General features: G+C 69.9%; 22 protein-coding genes. 12 read left to right on the top strand and 10 right to left on the bottom strand.

Annotation, left to right across the window (positions count from 1 at the left end):
- Positions 1 to 58 precede the first annotated feature (58 nt).
- On the top strand, positions 59 to 622 hold the full coding sequence (locus BKA25_RS14120) for a TIGR03086 family metal-binding protein (protein ID WP_069849208.1): 564 nt from the start codon (positions 59 to 61) through the stop codon (positions 620 to 622).
- A 77-nt stretch (positions 623 to 699) separates the two neighbouring features.
- Here BKA25_RS14120 and BKA25_RS14115 read toward each other — a convergent pair whose 3' ends face one another.
- Together BKA25_RS14115 and BKA25_RS14110 are read right to left on the bottom strand one after the other, a co-directional pair.
- Entirely contained in the window at positions 700 to 1,629 is a 930-nt protein-coding gene (locus BKA25_RS14115; protein ID WP_069849209.1) for a S66 peptidase family protein, read from the bottom strand.
- Positions 1,626 to 3,596, bottom strand: coding sequence for an alpha/beta hydrolase family protein (locus tag BKA25_RS14110; protein ID WP_069849211.1), 1,971 nt, complete (start codon positions 3,594 to 3,596; stop codon positions 1,626 to 1,628). The genes BKA25_RS14115 and BKA25_RS14110 overlap by 4 nt, the downstream gene beginning before the upstream one ends.
- Positions 3,597 to 3,709: 113 nt before the next feature.
- Here BKA25_RS14110 and BKA25_RS14105 point away from each other — a divergent pair, with 113 nt between their 5' ends.
- The 4 genes from BKA25_RS14105 (at position 3,710) to BKA25_RS14090 (ending at position 6,605) form a co-directional block, all read left to right on the top strand.
- Positions 3,710 to 4,276: an Rv2134c family protein gene (locus tag BKA25_RS14105; RefSeq protein ID WP_069849213.1), complete on the top strand. Its 567-nt coding sequence runs from the start codon at positions 3,710 to 3,712 to the stop codon at positions 4,274 to 4,276.
- Positions 4,277 to 4,292: 16 nt separating this feature from the next.
- Entirely contained in the window at positions 4,293 to 5,087 is a 795-nt protein-coding gene (locus tag BKA25_RS14100) for an Rv2133c family protein (protein ID WP_446323468.1), read from the top strand.
- 107 nt (positions 5,088 to 5,194) lie between these two features.
- The gene (locus BKA25_RS14095; RefSeq protein WP_069849216.1) at positions 5,195 to 5,653 is read left to right on the top strand and encodes a cytidine/deoxycytidylate deaminase family protein; all 459 of its coding nucleotides are present in this window, start codon (positions 5,195 to 5,197) and stop codon (positions 5,651 to 5,653) included.
- Between the two features lie 154 nt (positions 5,654 to 5,807).
- Entirely contained in the window at positions 5,808 to 6,605 is a 798-nt protein-coding gene (locus tag BKA25_RS14090) for an SAM-dependent methyltransferase (protein WP_236750783.1), read from the top strand.
- A gap of 25 nt (positions 6,606 to 6,630) precedes the next feature.
- On the opposite strand, the gene BKA25_RS14085 is transcribed toward BKA25_RS14090, so the two are convergent.
- The 3 genes from BKA25_RS14085 to BKA25_RS14075 all read right to left on the bottom strand — a co-directional run bounded on the left by BKA25_RS14085 (position 6,631) and on the right by BKA25_RS14075 (position 8,189).
- A complete protein-coding gene (locus BKA25_RS14085; RefSeq protein ID WP_069849217.1) occupies positions 6,631 to 6,879 on the bottom strand; it encodes a hypothetical protein in 249 nt (82 codons plus the stop codon).
- A gap of 177 nt (positions 6,880 to 7,056) precedes the next feature.
- A complete protein-coding gene (locus BKA25_RS14080) occupies positions 7,057 to 7,440 on the bottom strand; it encodes a DUF3037 domain-containing protein (RefSeq protein WP_069849219.1) in 384 nt (127 codons plus the stop codon).
- Entirely contained in the window at positions 7,437 to 8,189 is a 753-nt protein-coding gene (locus tag BKA25_RS14075; RefSeq protein WP_236750785.1) for a HipA family kinase, read from the bottom strand. The genes BKA25_RS14080 and BKA25_RS14075 overlap by 4 nt, the downstream gene beginning before the upstream one ends.
- 209 nt (positions 8,190 to 8,398) lie before the next feature.
- Here BKA25_RS14075 and BKA25_RS14070 point away from each other — a divergent pair, with 209 nt between their 5' ends.
- The 3 genes from BKA25_RS14070 (at position 8,399) to BKA25_RS14060 (ending at position 12,442) form a co-directional block, all read left to right on the top strand.
- Positions 8,399 to 9,817: a sigma 54-interacting transcriptional regulator gene (locus BKA25_RS14070; protein ID WP_236750787.1), complete on the top strand. Its 1,419-nt coding sequence runs from the start codon at positions 8,399 to 8,401 to the stop codon at positions 9,815 to 9,817.
- An 81-nt stretch (positions 9,818 to 9,898) separates the two neighbouring features.
- On the top strand, positions 9,899 to 11,923 hold the full coding sequence (locus BKA25_RS14065; protein ID WP_157421058.1) for a vWA domain-containing protein: 2,025 nt from the start codon (positions 9,899 to 9,901) through the stop codon (positions 11,921 to 11,923).
- A gap of 138 nt (positions 11,924 to 12,061) precedes the next feature.
- On the top strand, positions 12,062 to 12,442 hold the full coding sequence (locus BKA25_RS14060) for a hypothetical protein (RefSeq protein WP_069849221.1): 381 nt from the start codon (positions 12,062 to 12,064) through the stop codon (positions 12,440 to 12,442).
- A gap of 75 nt (positions 12,443 to 12,517) precedes the next feature.
- Here the strand turns inward: BKA25_RS14060 and BKA25_RS14055 are convergent, their stop codons facing one another.
- Positions 12,518 to 13,513 (bottom strand): DUF6461 domain-containing protein, encoded by a 996-nt coding sequence (locus BKA25_RS14055; RefSeq protein WP_157421059.1) that lies wholly within the window; start codon positions 13,511 to 13,513, stop codon positions 12,518 to 12,520.
- A gap of 176 nt (positions 13,514 to 13,689) precedes the next feature.
- A complete protein-coding gene (locus BKA25_RS14050; RefSeq protein ID WP_069849224.1) occupies positions 13,690 to 14,676 on the bottom strand; it encodes a bile acid:sodium symporter in 987 nt (328 codons plus the stop codon).
- Between the two features lie 179 nt (positions 14,677 to 14,855).
- Between BKA25_RS14050 and mshC the strand changes: the two genes are divergently transcribed.
- Positions 14,856 to 16,094: a cysteine--1-D-myo-inosityl 2-amino-2-deoxy-alpha-D-glucopyranoside ligase gene (gene mshC / locus BKA25_RS14045; RefSeq protein WP_069849226.1), complete on the top strand. Its 1,239-nt coding sequence runs from the start codon at positions 14,856 to 14,858 to the stop codon at positions 16,092 to 16,094.
- A 130-nt stretch (positions 16,095 to 16,224) separates the two neighbouring features.
- Here mshC and BKA25_RS14040 read toward each other — a convergent pair whose 3' ends face one another.
- Entirely contained in the window at positions 16,225 to 16,953 is a 729-nt protein-coding gene (locus tag BKA25_RS14040; RefSeq protein ID WP_069849227.1) for a SanA/YdcF family protein, read from the bottom strand.
- Between the two features lie 596 nt (positions 16,954 to 17,549).
- Here BKA25_RS14040 and BKA25_RS14035 point away from each other — a divergent pair.
- Entirely contained in the window at positions 17,550 to 18,656 is a 1,107-nt protein-coding gene (locus BKA25_RS14035; protein WP_216637822.1) for a carboxylate-amine ligase, read from the top strand.
- 8 nt (positions 18,657 to 18,664) lie between these two features.
- Here BKA25_RS14035 and BKA25_RS14030 read toward each other — a convergent pair whose 3' ends face one another.
- Positions 18,665 to 19,555, bottom strand: coding sequence for a PAC2 family protein (locus tag BKA25_RS14030; protein ID WP_069849230.1), 891 nt, complete (start codon positions 19,553 to 19,555; stop codon positions 18,665 to 18,667).
- 65 nt (positions 19,556 to 19,620) lie between these two features.
- On the opposite strand from BKA25_RS14030, the gene metH reads away from it, so the two are divergent.
- Both metH and BKA25_RS14020 read left to right on the top strand, forming a co-directional pair.
- Complete coding sequence (metH, locus tag BKA25_RS14025; RefSeq protein WP_069849232.1) at positions 19,621 to 23,184, top strand: methionine synthase; 3,564 nt, start codon at positions 19,621 to 19,623, stop codon at positions 23,182 to 23,184.
- A gap of 90 nt (positions 23,185 to 23,274) precedes the next feature.
- Positions 23,275 to 24,117 (top strand): HAD family hydrolase, encoded by an 843-nt coding sequence (locus BKA25_RS14020; protein ID WP_257786107.1) that lies wholly within the window; start codon positions 23,275 to 23,277, stop codon positions 24,115 to 24,117.
- An 11-nt stretch (positions 24,118 to 24,128) separates the two neighbouring features.
- On the opposite strand, the gene BKA25_RS14015 is transcribed toward BKA25_RS14020, so the two are convergent.
- Positions 24,129 to 24,935, bottom strand: coding sequence for an LLM class flavin-dependent oxidoreductase (locus BKA25_RS14015; protein ID WP_069853643.1), 807 nt, complete (start codon positions 24,933 to 24,935; stop codon positions 24,129 to 24,131).
- Positions 24,936 to 25,003 lie beyond the last annotated feature (68 nt).

Genomic DNA, 25,003 nt, shown 5'->3' with positions numbered 1-25,003 from the left:
GCCGGCGTCTTAGGCTCGGGTTCGGCTGCCGCGCGGGGCACAGAACTGGAGGCATTCGATGGACCAGCAGGACGCTCGTCGTAGGGCGATAGCGGAGTTCGACCGGCGCGTGCGCGCCGTCCCCGCCGATCGCTGGGACGCCCCGACGCCCTGCAGCGAGTGGACGGTCCGCGATCTGGTCGCGCATCTGGTGGTCGAACAGCTGTGGGTGCCGCCGTTGCTCTCGGGGGCCACGATCGACGAGGTGGGGGATCGATTCGACGGCGACCAGCTCGGGTCGGAGCCGGTGGCGGTGTGGTCGCGTGCGATCGCCGCCGCCGACGATGCCTGGTCGGCGCCGGGAGCGATGGACGGCATGGTGCACACCGGGGCCGGGATCATCCCGGCGCGGGAGTACGGCTGGCAGATGATCGACGACATGACGGTGCACGCCTGGGACCTCGCCGTGGGCATCGGCGCCGACGAGAGTCTCGATCCGGAACTGGTGGCTGCCGTGCACGCCGACATCCGTCCCCACATCGACGATTGGCGGCAGGCAGGACTTCTCGCCCCAGCGGTGCCAGCGCCCAGGGGAGCCGGCGAGCAGGAGACGATGTTGGCCTGGCTCGGCAGACGGCCATGAGGACCCGGCCCCGCCCTGTTTCCAGGTGAAGCCGGGCGCGGTGCTCGGTGCGACGTGCCTGCGTGCCGTCGCCTGCCTCAGGTCAGCGCGGGCTCGAAGAGCCGTAGCGTGCCCGCGTCCGCGTCCAGTTCGGCAGGGAGACCCAGTGCAACGGTGAGCTGATCCGCGCAGTGCCCGAAGCCCAGTTCCCAGCCGATGGGCACCCCGAGATGGCCCAGGCGGTCGGCCAGCAGCGTTCGAACGGCGTCGAGTGGCCCGCAGTCGGTCCAGGAGCCCAACGCGAATCCGGCGACCTGCTGCCACCAGCCCGCCCGGTCCAGCTCGGTGAGCATCCGATCCAGCCGGTACAGCTCCTCGCCGACGTCCTCCAACAGCACGATGGCCCCGGGCGGCGGCGGGTGTGCGTCGACGGTGCCGATATCGGCGGCCAGCAGGGTGAGGTTCCCACCCCAGAGTCGGCCGGTGGCCCGACCCGGGACCAGCGGTGGCCCGGCGTCGGGCCCGCCGAGCACTAGTGCGGTCTCGGGTTCGAAGAGGGTGCGTCGCAGCGCCTCCACGGCGCCGGGGTGGTCGACGAACGGTGCGCTACCGACCATGGGGCTGAACAGCGTGGCCAGTCCCAGCACTTTGCCGAAGACCTGATGCAGCGCCGTCACATCGCTGGAACCGGCGAACACCTTCGGGCTTCCGGCGGCGAGCTCCGCCGGATGAAGACGTTGCAGGGTTCTGGTGCAGCCGTAGCCGCCTCTGGCACAGAGCACCCCTGCGATGTCGGGGTCCAGCCAGGCGTTGCGCAGGTCGTCCGCGCGATCGGCGTCCAGGCCCGCCAGGTAGGCGAAGTCGGGATGGCGGTCCAGGACGTGTTTGCCCAGGACCACCTCCAATCCCCAACCTCGCAGGATCTCCACCCCGGCGTCCAAGGTCGCGGCCACCACCGGCCCGGCGGGAGCGATGATCGCCACCCGGTCGCCGGGAACCAGCCGCCGCGCTCGGCGTAGGCCGTTCATCGGCGCAGCTGCAGCGTCGGCACGCCGGACACCTGGAAACCCAGGGTCTGCGCGTAGAAGGACAGTTCGGCCCGCAACGCGGTCTGCACCGTCTCGAACCGGCGGAAGCCGTGTTGCTCGCCCTCGAAGGTGAGGTAGGCGAACGGGATGCCCCGCCCTTCGAGCTGTGCGGCGAAGCGATCGCTCTGCTCCGGTGGGCAGATCTCGTCCTCGAGTCCCTGCAGGAGCAGGATCGGTCCCGCCAACCGGTCGACGTGGTGGATGGGGGAGCGGTCCCGGTAGCGCTGAGCGGTCTCCGGAAGCGGTCCGACGAGGCTGTCGAGGTACCGGGACTCGAAGTCGTGGGTCTCGCCGCCGCTGCCGCTCCAGCCCTCCAGATCCAGGATCGGGAACAACGCGGTTCCGCAGCGATACACCGACACCGTGGTCAGTGATGCCGCCGTGGTCCAGCCGCCTGCGCTGCCACCTCGGATCGCCAGCCGCGCGGGATCCGCCGTGCCCTCGTCGGCCAGGGCCTGTGCGACGGCGGCACAGTCGGCGACGTCGACCTCGCCCCAGGACTCGCGGAGCCGTTCCCGGAACGCCCGCCCGTAGCCCGAGGAGCCGCCGTAGTCGACCGCGACCACGCCGATTCCCCGACTGGTGAAGTAGGCGATCGTCGGGTCCAGCACGGTGCTGTGCTGGCCCGTCGGTCCGCCGTGCACATGGACCAGGTAGGGCGGCAGCTCGCCGTCCGGCGCCGCGAAGTCGGGATTGGTCGGCGGGTACACCGCCGCCGGGATGCGCTGCCCGTCCGGCCCGGTGAACACGCGTGCCTCAGGGAGCGGCAGGTACGCCGCATCCGGCAGACCCTCGGGTTGGCCGGTGAGGATCTGCGGGGTCAGAGTCTCGACATCCAGGGCCACGACCGCGGGCTTGCTGTGCGGTCCACCGGCCACCCCGACGATGGTGTGTCCATCGCAGGCCAGCGACGCGCGCCAAGCGGTCAGCGGGGTCTCGATGTCGACGAGGCTGTGGTCGGACTCGTCGAACAGCGCAGGCCTACCACCGCGCAGCACCACGTGTCGGCCGTCGCCCAGCGGCGCGAACCAGCTGGCGCCGAGCTGCCACAGCGGGCCGCCGATCTCCACCTCGGCGTCGAGCAGCGGTGTCGACGTGCCGTCCAGCCGCACCCGGTGCGGGTTCCACCAGCCGGTGGGATCGGTGAGTACGTCCAAGGCGTCGTCGTCGGTCCAGCGCAGCTGGCACACCGATTCGCTCGGACCGCCCGCGAGGACCCGGTGCGGTCCGAATCCGTCCTCGGTGATCTCTGCCACGCAGAGTTCGGTGCCGTCCCAGGGCATCGCCGGGTGTTCCCAACCGATCCAGGCCACGTGGCGCCCGTCCGGGCTCGGCCGGGGCGCGGTGAGGAAGTGATGGGTCGCCGTGAGCACTCGGACCGCGTCGGCGTCCTGGGCCGCGGTCCCCGCGACCGGCAGCGCGACGAGATCCCGGCGGACATCCACCCGTGAATCGCCGATGACGGTCTCCCGGACACACCACACCTCGCGACCGTCGGGACCCGCCACCAGATCGCTGTAGCGGTAGCCGTGTGGGCGTTCGGGCGCAGGGCTCACCGGTTTCGGGATCGCATCGGGTTCGTCGAGCGCGAGCACGTAGACACGCTGGTCATCCCAATGAGTGAAGGCGACCTGCTTGCCGCCGTCCCCGGCGAAGACGGCCCACGGCTTGCCGCCGTACTCGTGCACCCGGTTGCGGACATTCCACGGGGCGCCGAGCACCTCGAGGGTGCGACCGTCGGCGGCCCGGCGGATCAGCGCGACCCGGCCGCCCTCCTCCGGGCGGCTCTCGGTCCACCACACCTCACCGAAGTGGAGGTCGGCCGTCAGCACCCCACCACCCGACCTGGCCGCGTCCGCAGCGTCGATCGGTGAGTTCCAAGCCCCGTACGGAGAGATCGTCACCACTCGCGCAGCCTAACCGCGCATCGCGCTCGGACCCAGAAGCCGAGACGATTTCGCGGCCAACTGGGGGGAGTGCGCTGCCCGGTGGAGCCCGGTGGCCTAATGTCGTCGGTGTCATGGCTCGTGTCATTCATGTATTCCGTCAGCCCGACCGGTTCATCGCCGGAACCGTCGGGCAGCCCGGCGACCGCAGCTTCTACCTTCAGGCGTCCGAGGACGTCCGCAAGGTGAGCGTTCAGCTGGAGAAACAACAGGTCTCGGTGCTCGCCGAACGCATCGGCGCCCTCCTGGAGGAGGTGGCGCTGCGTTTCGACACCGAAGTCCCCGGTGCGGCGCCCGAGGCGGTCATCGACGTGGAACCCCTCGACGTGCCCGTCGAGGAGGAGTTCCGCGTCGGAACCATGGGGCTGGGGTGGGACGCCGAGACCCACGCCGTGGTCATCGAGTTGTTGGCGATGACCGAGGAGGAGGTCGACGAGTCCGTCGTACTCGACGACACCGAGGAGGGTCCGGACGCGCTCCGGGTGTTCCTCACGCCCCTGCAGGCCAGGGCGTTCGCGGCGCGGGCCGAACGGGTGGTCAACGCGGGGCGCAAGCCCTGTCCGCTGTGCGGAGAGCCGTTGGATCCCGCAGGCCACATCTGCCCCCGTCAGAACGGCTACCGTCGCGGCGACGAGGGCTGAGGCAACGCCGGTGTCGGTGAGACCCGATGATCCCTCGGCGCTCGAGTTTCTGCGGCATGGCCGGATCGAGGTCGAGGGCCGTTTGGTCGCGGCCTCCAACGCCACGCTCTACTGCGCCATCGAGCACGAGGGTGTCTCCGGGCACTGCGTGTACAAACCGGTGCGGGGCGAGCAGCCGCTGTGGGACTTCCCCGACGGCACCCTGGCGGGGCGCGAGGTCGCGACGTACCTGATCAGCGCCGCCGCCGGGTGGGATCTGGTCCCGCCGACGGTGCTGCGTCCCGGTCCCTTCGGTCCGGGCATGGTGCAGTTATGGATCGACACCGACACCGATGCCGAACTCGTCGACGTGACCGGCCCCGCCGAGGTGCCCAGCGGCTGGCGACCGGTTCTGCAGGCCCATGATCGAGCGGGTGAACCGGCGGTGCTGGCTCACGCCGACCATCCGAGACTCAAGACGATGGCGGTGCTCGACGCCGTGGTCAACAATGCCGACCGCAAGGGCGGCCACGTGCTGAGTACCGCCGAGGGCGAGGTCTTCGCGGTCGATCACGGCATCTGCCTCAACACCCAGGACAAACTCCGGACGGTCCTGTGGGGCTGGATCGGCCAGGGCCTCGGCGCCGAGGCCCTGGAGACCCTCGGTTCGCTACGGGCACAGTTGGCCGGTGGGCTGGGCGATGCGCTGCACGACCACCTCACCCGCAAGGAGGTCGCCGCGTTGGGCGACCGCATCGACCGACTGGCGGCCGCCGGGGTGTTCCCCTCTCCCTCGGATGAGTGGCCCGCCATCCCGTGGCCCGCCTTCTGACGTGATCCCGGCCGGCACCGGGCTCGATGAGCTGGTGCGGTGCCGCGCTGGCCGGGCACGCGGCACCGTGGTGCGGCCCGGCTCGCCGGAGTGGGCAGACTGGTGTGATGACCGACCAGCCGCGAGACCACCGACTGCTGCTGCGCGCGATCGCGCTCGCCGACCGATGCCCGCCCAGCACACACGCCTTCTCGGTCGGCGCGATCATCGCCGATGCGTCGGGGGAGGTCATCGCGACCGGATACTCCCGGGCGACCGACCCGCATGACCACGCCGAGGAGGTCGCGCTCGCCGGTCTGTCCGCCACCGATCCCCGACTGGTCGGAGCGACGATCTACAGCTCGCTCGAACCGTGCAGCACCCGGGCGTCGCGCCCGCGCAGCTGCACGAGCCTGATCCTGGACACCCCGATCTCCCGGGTCGTCTTCGCTTGGCGGGAGCCCGCGCTGTTCGTCGACTGCCAGGGAGCCGAACTGCTGCGCGGGGCCGACCGCGAGGTCGTGGAGCTTCCCGAGTTCGCCCCGCAGGCCCGCAGGCCGAACGCCCACCTGGTCGGCGGCGAGTGATCGAGGGCGCGTCGGTCCCCGTGATCGCCGACCCTTGACGGAAGTGGATCAACTGGGCAGGCTGCGCTGCGGGCAGTGACGCCGACGGCAGACCGAGTCGACGCGGCGCCGACTGCGCTCTCGGTGATCCGTCCGTTCGAGAGGGAGCGGCAGCGTGGAGACCGATGTCAGCTGGACCGGGACCGGAATCGACCTGGATCGACCCAACGCGGCACGTATGTACGACTACTACCTGGGCGGGGCGTTCAACTTCGCCGCCGATCGGGAGCTGGCGGACAAGGCGCTGCAGGTGATGCCCTGGATGCGGCAGGCCGTCTCCGCCAACCGGTCTTTCCTCGGCCGAGCGGTGCGGTACTGCGTGCAGCAGGGCATCCGTCAGTTCGTCGATCTCGGATCCGGCATCCCGACCGTGGGCAACGTGCACGAGATCGCCCAACACGCGGCGGCGGATTGCCGGGTAGCCTATGTGGACAACGAACCGGTCGCCGTCGCACACAGCAGACACCTGCTGGCGGCCAATCCACTGGCGACCGTGACACACGCGGACCTGCGGGATCCCGCCGCCGTACTCGCCGAGCCGACCGTCCGGGAGCTGATCGACTTCACGGCCCCGGTGGCGGTGTTGGCGGTCGCGGTACTGCACTTCATCCCCGACGAACAGCGTCCCGAGGAGATCCTCGCCGCCTATCGGTCGGTGCTGGTACCGGGCAGCCACGTGGTGATCTCGCACGTGACCGACGATCACGACCCGGTGCAGGCCCGGGCGGCCACCAGGGTCTATCAACAGGCCAATACCCCGGTGCTGACCCGGACCCGGGCGCAGCTGGAGGCGATGTCAGCCGGGATGACCCTGGTGGAACCGGGCCTGGTGGACGCGACCGAGTGGCGGGGCGAGCCCTCGATCGGCGGCGAGCACGCAGGGTTCTATGCGGCGGTCGGCCGAATCGAGTGAGCGCACCGGAACCCCGCAGCGAGAATCAGGACTCGCCCGAGTGCGGCTGATCAGACCGATGGGCCTGCCCGACCGGCCAGCCGCGCAGCCGGTCGAACCACGGCTGCGCCACCCAGGTCGCGAAGATCCAGAATCCGAAGAAGACCAGATACGCCAACGGAAGTTCGGTGAGCGGCAGGTCGTCGAGACTGCTCAACAGGGCGAAGACCAGGGTCATGAAGGTGGCGGAGCCGAAAGCGGTGATGACGCGATGCCGTCGTCCGGGAGTGTCCATTGTGCGCTCCTATTCGTCGAGAGGAGCCCCGAAGCGCATCGGTGCCGCAGCGCGGTCCTCTTGTGACGTCCACTCGCGATCGTAGGCGGGCAGCGGCGAGTAATCACGGGTGACGCCGACGGCGCGACACGATCGACGGACGTCTGCCGTCCCACCGCACCACCGTGAGGGCTGGACTCAGCGAACCAGCGTCGTCGTCAATCGCTCCAGTTCGGCCGCCGGATCGTCGGTGAGACCGGCATGGACCGGTCCGGTCTGCACCACCGTGCTGCGGGGCGCGGTCAACCAACGGAAGCGTTGGCCCCGACTGGTCTGACAGGCCGGTACCAGCCGATCCTCGCCGGAGCAGACGCGTTCGATGGACCGCAGGGCCGCGCGAACGGAGTCGACATCGGAGCGAGGGTCCAAGGCGGTCAGTCGCTGTGCGTCCAGGGCGACGGTGGCCTGCAGGAAGTCCAGCCACCCGCAGTAGAGCAGCACACCGACATTGATGGACTCGGCCCGCTCGATGCGGGGCACGACGCGCAGCGTCGCGTACTCGAACACCGCCAGCTCGCTCACGCCGCTCCTCCCGGCACCCAGTGCGGTGCGGACTCGATCCGTGCGAGGAAGTGGTCCACATAGGCCGTTCGCCGCTCGGCGGCGGACGCCCCGGACCCGGAGTCGTCGTCGACCAGCCATTGATCGGGAACCAGCTCGACGACCTCGCGCAACACCGACTCGGTCACGCCGTCCGCCAGCTCGCGGTGAGCCTCGGCGGGATCGGCGGCATGGCGGGCCAGGACATGGTCGTCGGCGCGGAACGGGCGTCGAGCGGCCGTACCGGCCCGAGACCAATCGTGGTGGAACCACAGCGCGGCACCGTGGTCGATCAGCCACAACTCCCGATGCCAGCGCAGCAGATTGGGGTTGCGCCAGCTGCGGTCGACATTGTTGATCAACGCGTCGAACCACAGCACCCGCGCCGCCTCCGCCGGATCCGGCGGGAACGCGTCCGGATCGAACCCGAAGGCGCCCGGGAGGAAGTCCATGCCGAGGTTGCGTCCGGCGCTCGCGGCCAGCAGCGCCTGCACCTCCTCGTCGGGCTCATGACGGGCGATGCGCGGATCCATCTCGATCATGAGCAGGTCCGGCACCCGGAATCCGAGTCGGCGCGCCAACTCGCCGGCGATGATCTCCGCCGCGAGCACCTTGGGGCCCTGACCGGCGGCCCAGAACTTCACGACGTAGGTGCCCTCGTCGTCGGCTTCCACCAGGCCGGGAAGCGAACCGCCCTCGCGCAACGGGGTCACGTACCGCGTCGCGGTCACCGTCGGAAGCACCCTGGCCGCCTTTCCCATCGAGATCCGTGCTGGATCGTGGAGCACACCGTAGTTGGCCTGCCGCCGCCCCGACCGGCGGGCTCGCCCTGCGCGGCGCAGCGCCGTCGGGTCCGCCCCGATCGCCGGTCGCGGTCGGGTCTCGGGAGCTGGAGCGACTCGACGTGGTGTGCGCGGGCAAGACTGCGTAGCGTCGAGGCGTGAGCGATCTTCCGTTGTCCGCCACCCCCGCGATCCCCACCGGACTGCCCACCACGGTGGGCGCGTTGCGTGCCTCCGGGCATCGATTGCGCGATGTCAAGTCCGAGATGCGGGAGAACCTGCTGACGGCGCTGCGCACCGGAGTCGACCCGTGGCCGGGCATCGTCGGATTCGGCCGAACGGTCCTCCCGCAGTTGGAGCGCGCGCTGCTGGCGGGCCACGACGTGGTGCTGCTGGGCGAACGCGGCCAGGGCAAGACCCGGCTGTTGCGTTCGCTGGCCGGACTGCTGGACGAGTGGACCCCGGTGATCGCCGGTGCCGAACTCGGCGAGCATCCCTACGAACCGATCACTCCGGCGAGCCGCAGGCGGGCGGCCGAACTCGGTCCGGATCTGCCGGTCGAGTGGGTACACCGGTCGCTGCGCTACACCGAGAAGCTGGCCACCCCCGACTCCTCGGTCGGCGACCTCATCGGCGACGTCGACCCGGTCAAGGTCGCCGAGGGCCGCAGTCTCGGCGACCCGGAGACCATCCACTTCGGCCTGATACCCCGAGGCCATCGCGGCATCGTGGGGATCAACGAGCTTCCCGACCTCGCCGAACGCATCCAGGTGGCCCTGCTCAACGTCATGGAGGAGCGCGATGTCCAGGTCCGCGGCTACACGCTGCGGCTCCCGCTGGACGTCGTGGTGGTCGCGACCGCCAACCCCGAGGACTACACGAACCGGGGTCGGATCATCACGCCGCTCAAGGACCGCTTCGGCGCCGAGATCCGTACTCATTACCCCCTGGAGATCACGGCCGAGATCGCCCTGGTCCGGCAGGAGGCCGAACTGGTCGCCGAGGTCGGCGACCACCTGATCGAGGTGCTCGCGCGGTTCGTGCGCTCCCTGCGGGCCTCGTCCTCGGTGGATCAACGCTCCGGCGTCTCGGCACGGTTCGCGGTGGCGGCCGCCGAGACGGTCGCGGCGGCCGCGCTTCGGCGAGCGGCCCGCACCGGGGAGGCCGCCGCCGTGGCGCGGCCGGTCGATCTCGACGGCGTCATCCCGATCCTGCGCGGCAAGATCGAGTTCGAGGCGGGCGAGGAGGGCCGGGAGGACGAGCTGCTCGGGCACCTGTTGCGGCGGGCCACCGCCGACACCGCGCGCCAACTGCTCGCCGGGATCGACCTGGCGCCGCTCGCCGAGGCCGTGTCGGGCCGGTCGGTGACTACCGGGGAACGCATCACCGCCGAGGAACTGCTCCGCAGCCTGCCGGAGGCGGTGGAGGTGGCGGAGATCGCCAAGCGGATGGGCGCCGACCCCACCGGACCAGCCGGTCCGGTTGCCTCGGCGGTCGAACTGGCCCTGGAGCTGCTCTACCTGTCGCGGCAGCTCAGCAAGGACAGCGATGCCGAGCACTCCGTCTACGGGGCATGAGCCACGGCCGACGAGGCTCGGATCCATCGCGGCGCCGGATGCCCACAGCGTTCGTGCCACGAGAGAGGAGACGACGGCGAGATGTCACACCACGGTGACCACGACTCCTCGGCGCCCCGGGAGTCGGACCCCGAGGACGCTGGCGACCGGCTCGGGCAGGTCGCCGGGTACCGCTACGGCCGCTTCCAGGGCGGCCCGGACCCGCTGGCCGCTCCCGTGGATCTGCGGGCCGCCCTGGCCGAGATCGGCAACGACGTGATGGACGGCTCCTCCACCAGGGCTGCGCTGCGCGAACTGCTCCGACGAGGCCTTCCCGGCCGTACCGGGCTCGACGAGTTGACCCGACGCATCTGGGAGCAGCGGTCGCGATTGCAGCGTCGGCATCGCGTCGACGGCACTTTGAGCGAGGTGCGCGAGCTGCTCGCTCGCGCGCTGGCCGAGGAGCGCCGGGTCCTGTTCCCCGAACCCACCGATGACGCCCGGTTCCGGGAGATGCGGCTGGATGCCCTGTCGACCAACCCCGGCCGCGCCGTGCGCGAGCTGGGTGACTACGACTGGCGTTCCGAACAGGCCGGTCGGGACTATCGACGGATTCGCGAGCTGCTCGGCGAGCAGCTGTTGGACGCCCGGTTCGAGGGAATGCGCCAAGCCCTACGGGATGCCGGACCGGAACAGGTGGCCCAGGTTCGCGCGATGCTCGCCGACCTCAACGCGCTGCTGGCCGCCCACGCCGAGGGAGTCCCCGATGTTCCTGATCGGTTCGCCGCCTTCATGGCCGAGCACGGCCGGTTCTTCCCCGAACAACCCCGGGACATCGAAGAGCTGATCGACGTGCTCGCCGCTCGGGCCGCAGCGGCGGCCAGGACACTCAACTCGCTCTCGCCGCAGCAACGGGCCGAGCTGGCCCAGCTGTCCCAACAGGCGTTCGGCGATGCCCGATTGGCCGCGAGCCTCGGCGAGTTGGATGCGCGGCTGCAGAACCTACGGCCCGGAGAGGACTGGCGCGGCAGCGGCCGATTCCGAGGTACCGAACCGTTGTCGTTGTCGGAGGCGGCCGAGGCACTGACCGAACTCGGCGAGCTGGACGAACTGGCCGAGCAGCTGGGCCAGGCCTATCCGGGGGCCAGGCTGGAGGACGTCGACCTCTCAGCTCTGGAACGTCGACTCGGTGCCGATGCCAGGATCGCGGTGCACGGGCTGGCCGATCTGGAACGGGAACTGACCAGGACCGGCTTGGTGGACCGATCTGCCGACGGCGATCTGCGATTGACGCCGCGCGCGCTGCGCAGCCTCGGTCAAGATCTGCTGCGCGACGTCGTCGAGGCGACCAGGTCACTGCGAGGCATCCGCGAAGGCCGCCGGGCTGGGACGGCAGGCGAGCCCACCGGTGCGGGCAAGCCGTGGTCGTTCGGCGACAGCGAACCCTGGGACGCGGCGGGCACGGCCCGCAACGCGGTGCTGCGCAAGGCTACCGGGCCCGGACCCGATCTGGTCGTGGACGACATCCAGCTCGCCGAGATCGAGAACCGGACCCGCGCGGCCGTGGTGCTGTGCGTGGACGTGTCGTGGTCGATGGTCCAGGACGGTCGGTGGGCGCCGATGAAGCGCACCGCATTGGCCCTGCACCACCTGATCACCACCCGTTTCCGTGGCGACCACCTCCAGCTGGTCACCTTCGGTCGACGGGCCGCGCGCACCGACATCGCGGCGCTCACCGAACTGGAGGCCACCATGGAGCAGGGCACCAACCTGCACCACGCCCTCGCGCTGGCGGGTCGACATCTGCGACGGCACTCCGACGCGATGCCGGTGGTGCTGGTGGTCACCGACGGGGAGCCGACCGCGCACCTGGAGACCGATGGGGAGGCGGTGTTCGACTACCCGCCGACCCCGAGGACGATGCGTGCGACGATGGCCGAGGTCGAGGCCCTGGCCAGGATGGGCACCGCGCTGAGCGTGTTCCGGCTCGGGCAGGACGAGCGCCTCGCCGCCTTCGTCGATCTGGTGGCCCGGCGGACCGGCGGGCGGGTGTACACCCCCGACGTCGACGGGCTCGGTGCTGCGGTGGTACAGGACTATCTGCATATCCGCCGCTCCCGCCGTTGAACGACATCGCGCGGCTCGAGCCTCTCCCACGGTGCCGCCAATGGCGGTATGGCTAGCACCACCCTGACAGGGATGGTGGCGTGATCGCCCGATCCCCGTCCGCTTCCTACCGTTTGTCACAGCGGGGGAGAGGCGGAGATGATGATCGGGACTCTGGACCAGACCGGTTCGACGTCGGCGCGGGTCGTCGAGCCCGGCCGATCGACTCTCGAACCGTCGCCGACCCCGGTGCCCGTGCCGCCCAGGCGCGAACAGGTCGGCGGCGATTCGCGGCCTCGGCCGCTATCGGTGCTGGCACCGTTGATCATCGCGGTGCTGGTGCTGTACCAGGTGGGTCCGTTCGAGGGACTGCCGCGGGCGTTCGAACTGCTTCGTCCCCTCTTCGTACCGCAGGCGGAGTGGGCGGTACCGGACGACCTGTGGCTGTATCTGTTCGGCGCGAGCCTGCCCGAGTTGGCGGGCGCCTTCCTTCCCTTGCTCGCCCTGTTGTGCCACGCCCATCTCACCCGAGGCCGCTGAGGCACGCACCGCCGATCGACGGCCGGGAGGAGACAGCAGCCGGCGCCCGGGAATCCGGACCCGGCACTCGAAGGCTCAGCGCACCTTGTTCAACACGGCGAACGCGTCCCGCACGGCGAGGCCGACCTCGTAGCGTGCCTGCATCGCGGCGCGGGCCTGCGTGTCCAGTCGGTCGGCCTGCCCCGGCTGCTCCGCCGATCGGCGGGCGCGTTGGTGATCCACCTGCCAGGCCATCACCTGGTCGTACAACGGCGATCCCCGGTCGAGAGCGACGGCGGCACCGGAGGCGGTCTGAACGAGCGCGGCCCGCAGCGCCTCCGAGTCCAGCAACCCTGCCGCCTCGGCCATGCCCCGGACCAGATCGATCAACTCGGCACGGGAGCTCGGCCGGGATAGCTCCTTGAGTCGAGCTGCAGCCTCGGGAGCATGCGGTTCGAGCACCGCGGGGCGCAGTGCGGGGCGTGCATCGGGCAGCGGGGCGTGGAAGGGCACGGTCAACAGGTGCCCGGTGGTGTGTGCCTCGGTGACGACCACCCCGGTCAGCCGCTCGACGAGGGCGAGTGCGGTGGCGGCGGGCCGAGGGACCCCCGCCGTCCCGTCCGATTCGCCGAGGCCGACCTCGGCCATGGCGGCCAGCAGCGCATCGGGTTCGGCACCCCATCTGCGCTCCGGGGCCAGCTGGTCGAAGCAGGTACGCAGCTCCCCGTCCACCGCGTGACTGAACTGACCGGTCGCGCCGCCGTCGTGGAAGATCGAGTAGACCTCGCCGTTCTCGGACAGCGAACGCAATACCTCCCGACGGGTGCCCTGGAAGCCGTCGACCTCCACCAAGACCGTCCAGTCGCCGATCCGTACCGCTTGAGCGACCTCCGGGTAGCCGAGGTCGAAGGAGCCGGTCAACTCGACCGCCCGCTCCGGGGTGACCACGACGATGTCCTCCTGCTCGCCGCCGAGCAGACACAAAGCCTGTTCGGGCAGGGTGTGGTGCACGAAGGAGAAGCAGAACCCCGGCTTGCCGTCCGTCCTGGCGGGCCATTCCCGCTCGGACTCGGTCCTGATCTCATCGCTCATCGGCATGATCCCCCGGATTACGGTGACCGCCCCGGAGCAGGGAGCGGCCTTGGCCTGGTCGTGCGAGAGGATAGTGCGGCCTGCCGCATCGACCCTCCGGGGCCGGTGCGCGGGTCGGGCCGGTCGGTGTGCTCGGCAACCGCGTTCGACGGTTCGATCCGGGCGAATGGGGCCGCTCAGCCCTGCGGCTCGCGGATCGGGAGGACGCGGGGCACCAACCGTAGGTAGACCACCATGCCGATCACCTCCACCAGGGTCTGGGTGACGATCACCACCGCGACGATCGCGGCGTCCTCGGGCAGGGCGAGCGCCAACGGCAGCACGACCAGGGAATTACGGGTCGCCCCGCTGAAGAGGATCGCCCGACCGTCGCGGCCGCCCAGCCGGAACAGTCGGGTGACCAGTAGCCCCGCGAGTGGCATCACCACGAGGAACACCACGTAGAACGGGACGACCGTCAGCGCCCTGGGCAGGTCGCCGCCCGCCTGGGGCAGGGCGGCCGCCGCCACCGTCAGCAGGGTGGCCGCCGTCAACGGCACCATCGCCATCCCGACGCCCTTCGCGACCACACGGCCGGTCCGGGCCCGTGCCGCCCACGCCTGGGTGAGCCAGGCCGCTACCAACGGGATGACGATCAGCAGCACGAAGGCCTCGACGAACGGTTCCGGCTCCACGAGCTCCAGGAGATCGGGACCCAGGAACAGCCCCAGCAATACCGGCAGCAGCAGCATCTGGCCGATCAACAGCAGCGGGGTGACCGCCAGCAGCTTCCTGCTGTCGGCGCCCGCGAGCCCGCTGAACACGATCACGTAGTCGACGCAGGGCGCCAACAGCACCAGCAGCACGCCGAGTCGGACGGCCTGGTCGGCGGGCAACAGTGTGAACATCGCCGCCACGACCAGCGGGACCACCACGAAATTGATCACCAGTACCGCGCCGAGGAACCGGCCGGAACGCAGGGAACGCAGCAGTTCGGCGGCGGGCACCTGAAGGAAGGTCGCATACAACAGGGCGGCGAGCACGGGGTTGATCGCCCGCTCCCACCCTGTGGCCGTGTGCCCCGCGAGCAGCCCGACGGCGGCTCCCACCGCCATGGCTCCCAGATAGAGGGCTATCTGGTGGCGCTCCCACCACTCGACCAGCCCGACCTCGCCCGATCCCATGTCCCCGAGTCTCCTACCCCGGCGATGCGGTCGGAATCGGGCCGGGTGCGGTGCGCACCACATCCGAGAGCGGTCGCGCCGAGGACTCCGAGGCCACGAGCGTGCCGCGATGACCACCCAGCGGGAAGGTCGGCGACCCGGCGGCCCTCGCATCGCCAACCGCGCATAGGGTCGGGGACATGGAAACCTGGTCGTCGGTCCCGGTGCCCGCCCTACCTGGCACACCTCGTCCCCTGCGGCTCTTCGACACCGCCTCGGCGCAGGTGCGACCCACCGCGCCCGGTAAGACCGCGGGCATGTACGTCTGCGGCATCACCCCGTATGACGCGACCCATCTCGGTCACGCGGCGACCTACCTCGCCTTCGACCTGATCAACCGGATCTGGCGGGACAACGGCCACGACGTCGAGTACGTGCAGAACGTCACCGACATCGACGATCCGCTGCTCGAACGCGCCACCCGGGACCAGACGGACTGGATGGTGCTGGCGATGCGCGAGACCGCCCTGTTCCGGGAGGATATGGAGGCGCTACGAGTCCTACCGCCGCGCCACTTCGTCGGCGCCGTCGAATCGATCCCGGAGATCACGGTGGCCGTCGCGGAGCTGATCGCGGCCGGTGCTGCCTATCGGATCGACGACGCGGAGTACGCCGACGTCTACTTCGATCACCGCGCCAGCGGCCACTTCGGTTACGAGTCGAACTACGACGAAGCGCAGATGCTGCGATTCTTCGCCGAGCGCGGCGGCGACCCGGATCGTCCCGGCAAACGGCACCCCCTGGACGCCCTGCTGTGGCGGCAGGCCCGGCCGGGCGAGCCGTCCTGGGAATCCGAACTCGGCGCGGGCAGGCCCGGTTGGCACGTGGAGTGCTCGGTGATCGCCAGGAAGCGACTCGGGATGGGATTCGACGTCCAGGGCGGCGGTTCCGACCTGATCTTCCCACACCACGAGTTCAGTGCGGCGCATGCCGAGGCACTCGTGGGCGAGCACCCGTTCGCACGGCACTACTGCCACACCGGCATGGTCGGGTTGGACGGCGAGAAGATGTCGAAATCGCGGGGGAACCTCGTCTTCGTGTCTCGACTACGTGGCGACGGCGTCGACCCCGCGGCCCTACGGCTCGCCCTGCTCGACGCGCACTACCGCAGCGACCGGATGTGGACCGACGACGTACTGGCCGCCGGTACCGCCCGGCTCGCGAAGTGGCGCGCGGCGGTGGCGCTCCAGGCGGGGCCACCCGCCGACGAGGTGATCGACCGGGTGCGGGATCACCTGTCCAACGATCTCGACACACCGAAGGCTCTGGCCGCCATCGACGCCTGGGCCGCCGAGACGGCCAACGGGCGCGGCGACGACACCACCGCAGGCGGGCTCGTCAGCCGGGCGGTCGACGCGCTGTTGGGCATCGCTCTCTGATCGTCGGGAGAACCGCCGGGTGCCGTCAGGACGGCGGAGCCTGTCGAGACCGGCATCGTCCGCCGACGAATCGGGCGATGCGGGCCGTGTGGGCAGCCGTCCTGGCAGCGGGTCCGAGCGGGCGGCGGGGCTATTCGCCCTGCCTGGCGTTCGGCGCGCCGTGGCCGGCCTGCTGCGTCGAGTCCTCGTCGGCCGTCGTCGGGGCCTCGACGTCGAGTGCGTCGGACACCGAGGGGTCCGGGGCGGCGTCGCTGGCGGCGTTGGAACTCGTCACCAGCGCCGTCCACATCGCGGGCAGCCGTGCTGCGGTCTCCCGCAGATAGCCCAACCGGGTGCCCGGCGGATTCGACTCGCCCGAGTTGTGCGGCACCCCGTGGACGTTGAGCCCGGCCGAACCGCACAGCGCCACCGCACGCGGTAGATGGAAGCGCTGGCTCACGATGATCAGATCGTGGATGCCGTAGACGTCCCTGGCCCGTAGGCAGGAATCCCAGGTGCTGTTGCCCGAGCTGTCCTCCACGATCGCCTCGGGCGCCACGCCACGCTCGGTCAGGTAGTCCCGCATCGTCCCGGGCTCGTCGTAGTCGCCGGGCCCCACGCTGCCGCTGAGCAACAGGACGCGGACCACGCCCTGGTGGTACAGCTCAGCGGCCACGTCCAACCGGCCCGCAAGCAATCGCGACGGCTGGCCGTTCGGTCGAACCCCGGCGCCCAGCACCAGGGCGACGTCGGTCTCGGGCGCCTCATCCGGCTCGACGATCCGTCCGGAGCTAGCCGAGTACGCCCAGGCGGTGGGGCCGCCCAACACCAGCGCCACCGTGGCCGTCCCCGCCAGCACCCATCGCCAACGCCTTCGCATTGCCACGCCCTTTCGTGAATTGGTTTCGAGATCGATTAAACCCACGTCGTGGTCCGCGCGCCGGGTGTGCGGTGTGACGTTCGTCGATCTTTCGATTCGCCGCGAACTCCGTCGTCTTCCGGTGGTGCCGGTGCCCCGCATGCGAGGATGCGGGGCTCCGGTGAGCCCCGGATGGGCGAATACCTCGAGTGCCTGTTGGGTAGCCCGGAATCAGCGGGCGCGCACCGATTCGAGACCGGGGCCCGGCCTCGGATCTCTCCGCCCGATGCGAGCCAGACCGACCGGCTGTCCGGCGATGTGACGTCGGTGCGGAGGCGAGCGGGTCGCATCCACCCGAGCGGAACCGCCGTTCACTGCTCCGTCCGGCCGCATCCCGTGTGTCACCAGAGTGACAACGGTCGCCGACCGTAGCCGGCCGGCTGACCCGAGGCAGAACATGGAGATCTCCTGCTCAATCCCGCGGCCGGAGCGCCGATTGATGAGGGGTTGGTTCACCTGCGATGACATCTACAGCAGACGGCCAGAGGCGTACGCCGACCGACTCGCCGACTCATAGCGTCGTGCCAGCCGGGTTCCCGATTCAGCGACCACCGTCGGTGGAGCCCCTCACGTTCGGTGTCGAAGAGGAATTCTTCCTGGTAGATCGATTCGGCCGGTGTGTGACGGCGGCGCCGGAGGTGCTGCGCACGGTGGCGCCCGCCGAGGTTGAATTCAGCGCGGAGGTCAGCGAGTTCCAGGTCGAGTCGGTCTCGCCGATCTGTCGCACCGCGGGCGAGCTCATCGGCAAGCTCGAATCCGGTCGACGTGCCCTCGCCGTGGCCGCCGACCGCCACGGTCACCGATTGGTGGCCTGCGGGGCTCCCATTCACGAACTGGACCGCCCGTTCCCCGTGACGGAGACCAGTCGCTATCTGCGGATCGCCGAGGAGATGGGCGCGATGCTGGAGAGTCTGCTGACCTCCGGCTGCCACGTGCACATCGGCATGCCCGATCTCGAACACGCCGTGGCCGTGAGCAATCAGCTGCGCGCCTTCCTCCCCGGCCTGCTGGCCTTGAGCGCGAACTCGCCGTTCCATCGGGGAGTGGACTCCGGGCACGCGAGCTGGCGCAGCACCATGTGGTGGCAGGTGCCCTCGGCGGGGCCGCCGCCGGTCTTCGAATCGGTGAGCCACTACCAGGACGGGGTCCGCGAAGTGCTCCGCTCCGGCGCGGCGCTGGACCGGGGAATGATCTACTGGCTGATGCGGCCGTCCTCGCACCTGCCCACTCTCGAGATCCGGATCGGCGACGTCTTACCGACCGCCGAGGAGGCACTGCTGTTCGCCTTGATCATCCGGGGGCTGGCGGCGACCGCGCTGATCCGGGTCGACGCGGGCCTACCGCCGCCCGCCGTGGCCGAGCCGACGCTGCGCCTGGCGCTCTGGCGGGCCGCCCGAGACGGCGCGGACGGCATGGTGATCGACCCGATGACCGGTGAACTCCTGCCCGGCAGGGTGCTGATCGACCGGATGATCGCCTGGGCGCGGCCCGGGTTGGCCGCGATGGGCGACGAGGCCGTGGTCACGGCGCTGCTGGCGGCGTCCCGCCGCGCGGAGTCGCCGGTGGCCCGTCAACGAGCCGCGTTCGCGCGGCGGAACAGCATCCAGGACGTGGTCGAGCTGCTGGCCCGACGGACCAGGGGCGTCCCGAGCCCCGCACCATGAGAGGCGGTTCAGGATCCCTTCGAACCGGAACCGGACGATCCCCAACCGCCACGGTGCCTGCGGCGTAGATAACGCTCGAACTCGGCGGCGATGGCGTCACCGTTGGCCTCGGTCATGGTGATCTCATCGCCGCGTTCCTCAAGGGCACGCACGTAGTTGGCGACGTCCTCGTCCTCGTCGGCCATCTCCGAGACCGTCTGCTCCCACTCCTCGGTCTGCTCGGGCAGCGTCCCGACCGGGACCTCGATATCCAGGACGTCCTCGACCCGCCGCAGCAGTGCCAGCGTCGTCTTGGGCGCCGGAGCCTGCGATACGTAATGCGGAACGGCGGCCCAGAAGGAGACCGCGGGCACCCCGGCCTGAACGCAGTAATCGTGGAAGACGGCGAGGATTCCCGATGCGCCCTCGTATCGGGAACGTTCGAGATTGAAGCGGGTGGCGGCCTCGCTGTCGTAAGCACTTCCGGTAATCGGAACGGGCCGGGTGTGGGCGGTATCGGCCAACAGCGAACCCAGCGTGATCACGGTGGTCACTCCCAGCTTCTCGATCTGTTCGACCAGACGCGAGCAGAACGACCGCCACCGCATGTTGGGCTCGATACCGTGCAACAGCACCACGTCACGCGATGAACCCGGCGGGCGACACACAGTCATCCTGGTCGTCGGCCACTCGACTCTGCGGGTGACACCGTCCACCAGGTGGATCGTGGGCCGGGTCACCGTGAAGTCGTAATAATCGTCGGGATCGATCTCGAACAGAGGAGTGGCGTCCCAGGCGAGTTGCAGGTGCTCGATTGCGGTACTAGCTGCGTCACCAGCGTCGTTCCAACCCTCGAACGCGGCCACGAGTACCGGATCCGTCAGGGTCGGCGGTGTTGCCGCTACCTCGTCAGCGTTCATTTCCGCAGGGGTCACTCGTCAAGACTACGACCCTGGCACGACGAGTAAGACCGTAGGCTGGGCGCATGTCGGATCGTGTCACGTCGCCGTTTCTGGACGCCCTTGCCCACCGGGTCCTCGTGGCCGATGGGGCGATGGGGACGATGCTGCAATCCTGGCCGTTGACGCTCGATGATTTCGCGGGTCTCGAAGGCTGTAACGAAATCCTGAATGTCACCCGCCCGGACGTCGTCCGCTCCGTGCATCGAGGTTATCTCGAAGCAGGAGCCGACGCCGTCGAAACCAATACCTTCGGCGCCAATCTATCCAATCTGGCTGATTACGACATTGCCGACCGAATTCGCGAACTATCGCATCTCGGTGCCGCATTGGCCAGGGAGGTTGCCGACGAATTCACCACGCCGGAGCGTCCTCGGTTCGTGCTGGGCTCCGTCGGGCCGGGGACCAAGCTGCCCACGCTCGGACACACCACCTACGCGACCCTGCGCGACGCCTACACCGAACAGGTCCGGGGACTGGTCTCCGGGGGCGCGGACGCCATCCTGGTGGAGACCTGCCAGGACCTGCTGCAGACCAAGGCCGCGATCCTGGGGGCCAAGCGGGCGATGGGCGAGGAGGGTCGCATCGTCCCGGTGATCGCGCAGGTGACGGTCGAGACCACCGGCACCATGCTGCTGGGCAGCGAGATCACCGCCGCCCTGGTCGCGCTCGAACCACTGGGCATCGATCTCATCGGCTTGAACTGCGCCACCGGACCCGCCGAGATGAGCGAACACCTCCGGCAGCTCTCCCAGAACGCCAGGATCCCGCTGTCGGTGATGCCCAACGCCGGGCTGCCCCAGCTGGGGCCCAACGGCGCCGAGTATCCGCTGGGGCCCGAGGAACTGGCCGAGGCGCTCTCCGGATTCGTCACCGAGTTCGGCGTCGGCCTGGTGGGCGGTTGCTGCGGGACGACCGGTGCCCACATCTCCGCCGTGGTCGACGCGGTCGCAGGCCTGACCCCGGCGCCCCGGACGCCCCGGCCGGAGGCGGGCGTCGCCTCGCTCTACCAGTCCGTGCCCTTCCGCCAGGACGCCAGCGTCCTGATGGTCGCCGAACGCACCAACGCCAACGGATCGAAGGCGTTCCGGGAGGCGATGCTCGAAGGGCGCTTCGAAGACTGCGTCGAGATCGGCCGGGCCCAGACCAGGGAGGGCGCGCACCTGCTGGACCTCTGCGTCGACTACGTGGGTCGCGACGGCGCTGCGGACATGAGCGAACTCGCAGGCAGGCTTGCGACGGCGTCCACCCTGCCGATCATGCTCGACTCCACCGAACCGGAGGTGCTGCGCGCCGGGCTGGAACGTCTCGGTGGGCGCTGCGTCGTCAACTCGGTGAACTACGAGGACGGTACCGGGCCGACCTCGCGGTTCCACCGCACGATGGAACTCGTCGCCGAGCACGGCGCCGCCGTCGTGGTGATGTGCATCGACGAGGAGGGTCAGGCTCGCACGGCGGAGGGCAAGGTCCGCATCGCGACCCGGATCCTGGAGGACCTGCGGGAGAACTGGGGCGTCCGCACCGAGGACGTCATCGTCGACTGCCTCACCTTCCCGATCTCCACCGGTCAGGAAGAGGTCCGCCGGGACGGCATCGAGACGATCGAGGCCATCCGCGAACTCAAACGGCGCTACCCGGCCGTGCAGACCACCTTGGGCATCTCCAACATCTCCTTCGGGCTCAACGCCGCGGCGCGACAGGTGCTGAACTCGGTCTTCCTGCACGAATGCGTCGAGGCGGGTCTGGACACCGCCATCGTGCACGCGTCCAAGATCCTGCCCATGGCGCGAATCCCCGACGAGCACCGCGAGATCGCGCTGGACCTGGTCTACGACCGCAGACGGGAGGGCTACGACCCGTTGCAGCGGTTGATGCAGCTCTTCGAGGGCGCCACCGCGTCCTCGGCCCGTGCCTCCCGCGCCGAGGAACTGGCCGCGCTGCCGTTGTTCGACCGGCTCCAGCGGCGCATCGTCGACGGCGAGCGCAAGGGCCTGGAGGTGGATCTGGAGGCGGCGCTGCTGGAGCGTCCGGCGCTGGAGATCATCAACGAGACCCTGCTCGCCGGGATGAAGACCGTGGGCGAGTTGTTCGGCTCCGGCCAGATGCAGCTGCCGTTCGTGCTGCAGTCCGCCGAGGTGATGAAGACCGCCGTGGCCTACCTCGAACCGCACATGGAGAAGAGCGACTCCGAGGGCAAGGGTCGTATCGTGCTCGCCACCGTCAAGGGCGATGTGCACGACATCGGCAAGAACCTGGTGGACATCATCCTGTCCAACAACGGCTACCAGGTGGTCAACCTCGGGATCAAGCAGCCCATCAACGCGATCCTCGATGCCGCCGAGCAGCACCGGGTCGATGTCATCGGCATGTCCGGGCTGCTGGTGAAGTCGACGGTGATCATGAAGGAGAACCTCCTGGAGATGATGACCAGGGGTGTCGGGGAGCGTTGGCCGGTGCTGCTCGGCGGCGCGGCGCTGACCCGATCCTATGTGGAGAACGACCTCGCCGAGGTCTTCAACGGTCATGTCAGCTATGCCAGGGACGCCTTCGAGGGCCTGCGGTTGATGGACCGCATCATGACCAGGAAGCGCGGTGGCCTGGTGATCGCCGATCCCGAGGAGGAGGCGAAGATCGCCGAACGGCGGGCCCGACACGAACGATCGCGTCGGATCGCGGAGGAACGCAAGGCCAAGGCCGCCGCCGAGGACGCCGACGTCGTGCAGCCCGCACGATCGGAGACCGCCACCGACGTCCCCGTGCCCACCCCGCCGTTCTGGGGCAGCCGGGTGGTCAAGGGCATTCCACTGGCCGGGTACGCGGCGATGCTCGATGAGCGGGCCACGTTCCTCGGACAGTGGGGGCTGCGGGGCTCCAAGGGCGGCAACGGTCCCAGCTACGAGGAACTCGTGGAGACCGAGGGCCGTCCCCGCCTGCGGGAATGGCTCGACCGCCTGTCCACGGAGGGCATCCTCGCCCACGCTGCGGTGGTCTACGGCTACTTCCCCTGCGTCGCCGACGGGGATTCGGTGGTGGTGTTGACCGAGCCACGACCCGACGCCGCCGAGCGATTCCGCTTCACCTTCCCCCGGCAGGCCAAGGATCGACGGCTCTGTCTCGCCGACTATTTCCGGCCGAGGGACATGGCTGTGACCGAGGGCGTGGTCGACGTCCTGCCGCTGACCCTGGTCACGATGGGCCAGCCGATCGCGGACTTCGCCGCCGAGTTGTTCGCCGCCGACGCCTACCGCGACTACCTGGAGGTGCACGGCCTGAGCGTGCAGCTCACCGAGGCGCTCGCGGAGTACTGGCATCGGCGGGTCCGCGAGGAGTTGCACTTCTCCACCGGCGGTTCGATCGCCGACGAGGATCCGGCGGAGGTCGAGGAGTACTTCCGGTTGGCCTACCGGGGCGCTCGCTTCTCGCTCGGCTACGGTGCCTGCCCGAACCTGGAGGATCGGGCCAAGATCGTCGAGCTGCTCGAAGCGGAACGGGTCGGGGTGAAACTGTCGGAGGAGTTCCAGCTGCATCCCGAGCAGTCCACCGACGCCATCGTCACCCACCACCCGGAAGCGACCTACTTCAACACCTGATCGAGCCCGCCCCGGTGCCGAGGCCGGGGCCGGTAGCCAACCGACGTCGGGATCGACCGAAGTTCCGACCGATTCGAGGAGTTCTCAGTGATGCGACCGTTCACGACGGACGGCCGAAACGAGTCCACCGCCGCCGAGACCTCGGAGGCCACCGCCTCGGCGGCGGCCGGGCTCACCATTGCGGAACCCGTGGTCGTCGAGCAGACCCTCGACCAGTCCTCACTCGGGGCCTCGGCGGCGGGAACGGCTCGGCTGGCCGCCGTTCTCTGGGACATGGACGGCACCCTGCTCGACTCGGAGAAGCTGTGGGCGATCGCGCTGGAGCAGACCGCCGCCGAGTTGGGCGGGGCGATCAGCGCCGAGGCCAGGGCATCGATGGTCGGTTCGAATATGAGCAACAGCATGGGGATCCTGCTCGCCGACCTCGGCCTGGCCGTGACCGAGGAGTCGGTGGCGGCGGCGGGTGCCAGGGTCGCCGAACTCACCACCGAGCTGTTCCGCACCGACCTGATCTGGCGCCCCGGCGCGCAGGAAGCCCTGCACGCCGTCCGCGCTGCCGGCGTCCCGATGGCACTGGTGACCTCGACCATCCGGTCGATCGGCGAGGTCGCCCTGGAGACGATCGGCGCCGATCTCTTCGACGTGGCCGTGTTCGGCGACGAGGTGCCGCACAACAAGCCGCACCCCGCCCCGTACCTGCAGGCCGCCGAGGCACTGGGCGTCGACCCGGCGGACACCGTCGCCATCGAGGACTCGCCGGTCGGCGTGGCCTCGGCGGCGGCTGCCGGGGCCACGGTGCTCGCGGTGCCCTGCGAGGTGCCCGTCGAGCCGGGGGAACGCCGAATTCTGCGGTCCTCACTGGTCGGCGTCGACCTCGCGTTCTTGATCGGCCTGCTGGCGCCGCGGCAGGCCGAGACCCGGACGGTCGAGTAGGAGCTTTCGGCTCAGAGCGCGGCGCGGACCGCCGAGGCGAATTCGTAGTCGCGCTGCCAGCCCGCGCCGGTCGGAGCGAGGATCACCCGCTTGACGCCCGCTTCGGCGTAGGCGGCCAGGTCGGCAGCGGCCCGGGCGGGTTCGGCGCTCACCTCGGGACCGACGACGGCCGCATCGGGCGCTGGCCTGCCGTGCTCGGCGGCGAGATCGCGCAGCACCGCGAGTTCGGCGCGGACCGCAGCCGCTGACATTCCGATGGAGATCCAACCGTCGCCGAACTCGGCTGCCCGGCGTAGCGCCCGTCTGTTGTTGGCCGCGACCAGCACGGGCGGCATGGGGGCACCTGGGGCCAGCTGTACCGCCTGCCCGTCCGGCAACGTGCTCGCCGCACCGGTGACCAGGCCGGGCAGTACCCGCAGCGCCTCGTCGGTGAGGCGTCCTCGGTCCGCGAAGGACACCCCGGTTTCGCGCCAGCCCGCATCGCCGTGCGCGGGGTTGCCGGTCCCCACCCCGAGCACGACTCGATTGCCCGAGACATGTTGCAGGGTACTGATCTGCTTCGCCGTCCAGGCGACCGGCCGCAATGCCAACAGCAGCACGCCGAAGCCGATCGTGATGCGTTCGGTGACCGCGGCGGCGGTGGCGAGAACGACATTGCTTTCCAGGATCGGCGCGCTCGCGATGAGGTGGTCGGTGCTCCAGATCGAATCGAGGCCGACGTCCTCGGCGAACCGGGCGCTGTCCCGGATATCGCCGAGTCCGGGGTGGTCGGGGCCAGGAACGGAGGCAGGCAACATCACGCCGATGTCGAGGGTCATACCGCTGACAACCAGTTGTCCGAGATTGTTGTTCCACAAGGCCGAACGGCGAAGGTCGCCGCCCGGCT

Origin of the sequence: Actinoalloteichus hymeniacidonis (assembly GCF_014203365.1) — a bacterium.
In the GTDB taxonomy this organism is placed as follows: Bacteria; Actinomycetota; Actinomycetes; order Mycobacteriales; family Pseudonocardiaceae; genus Actinoalloteichus_A; species Actinoalloteichus_A hymeniacidonis.
Note: the sequence above shows the minus strand (reverse complement) of the source record. Positions and strands in the feature narration are given on the sequence as shown.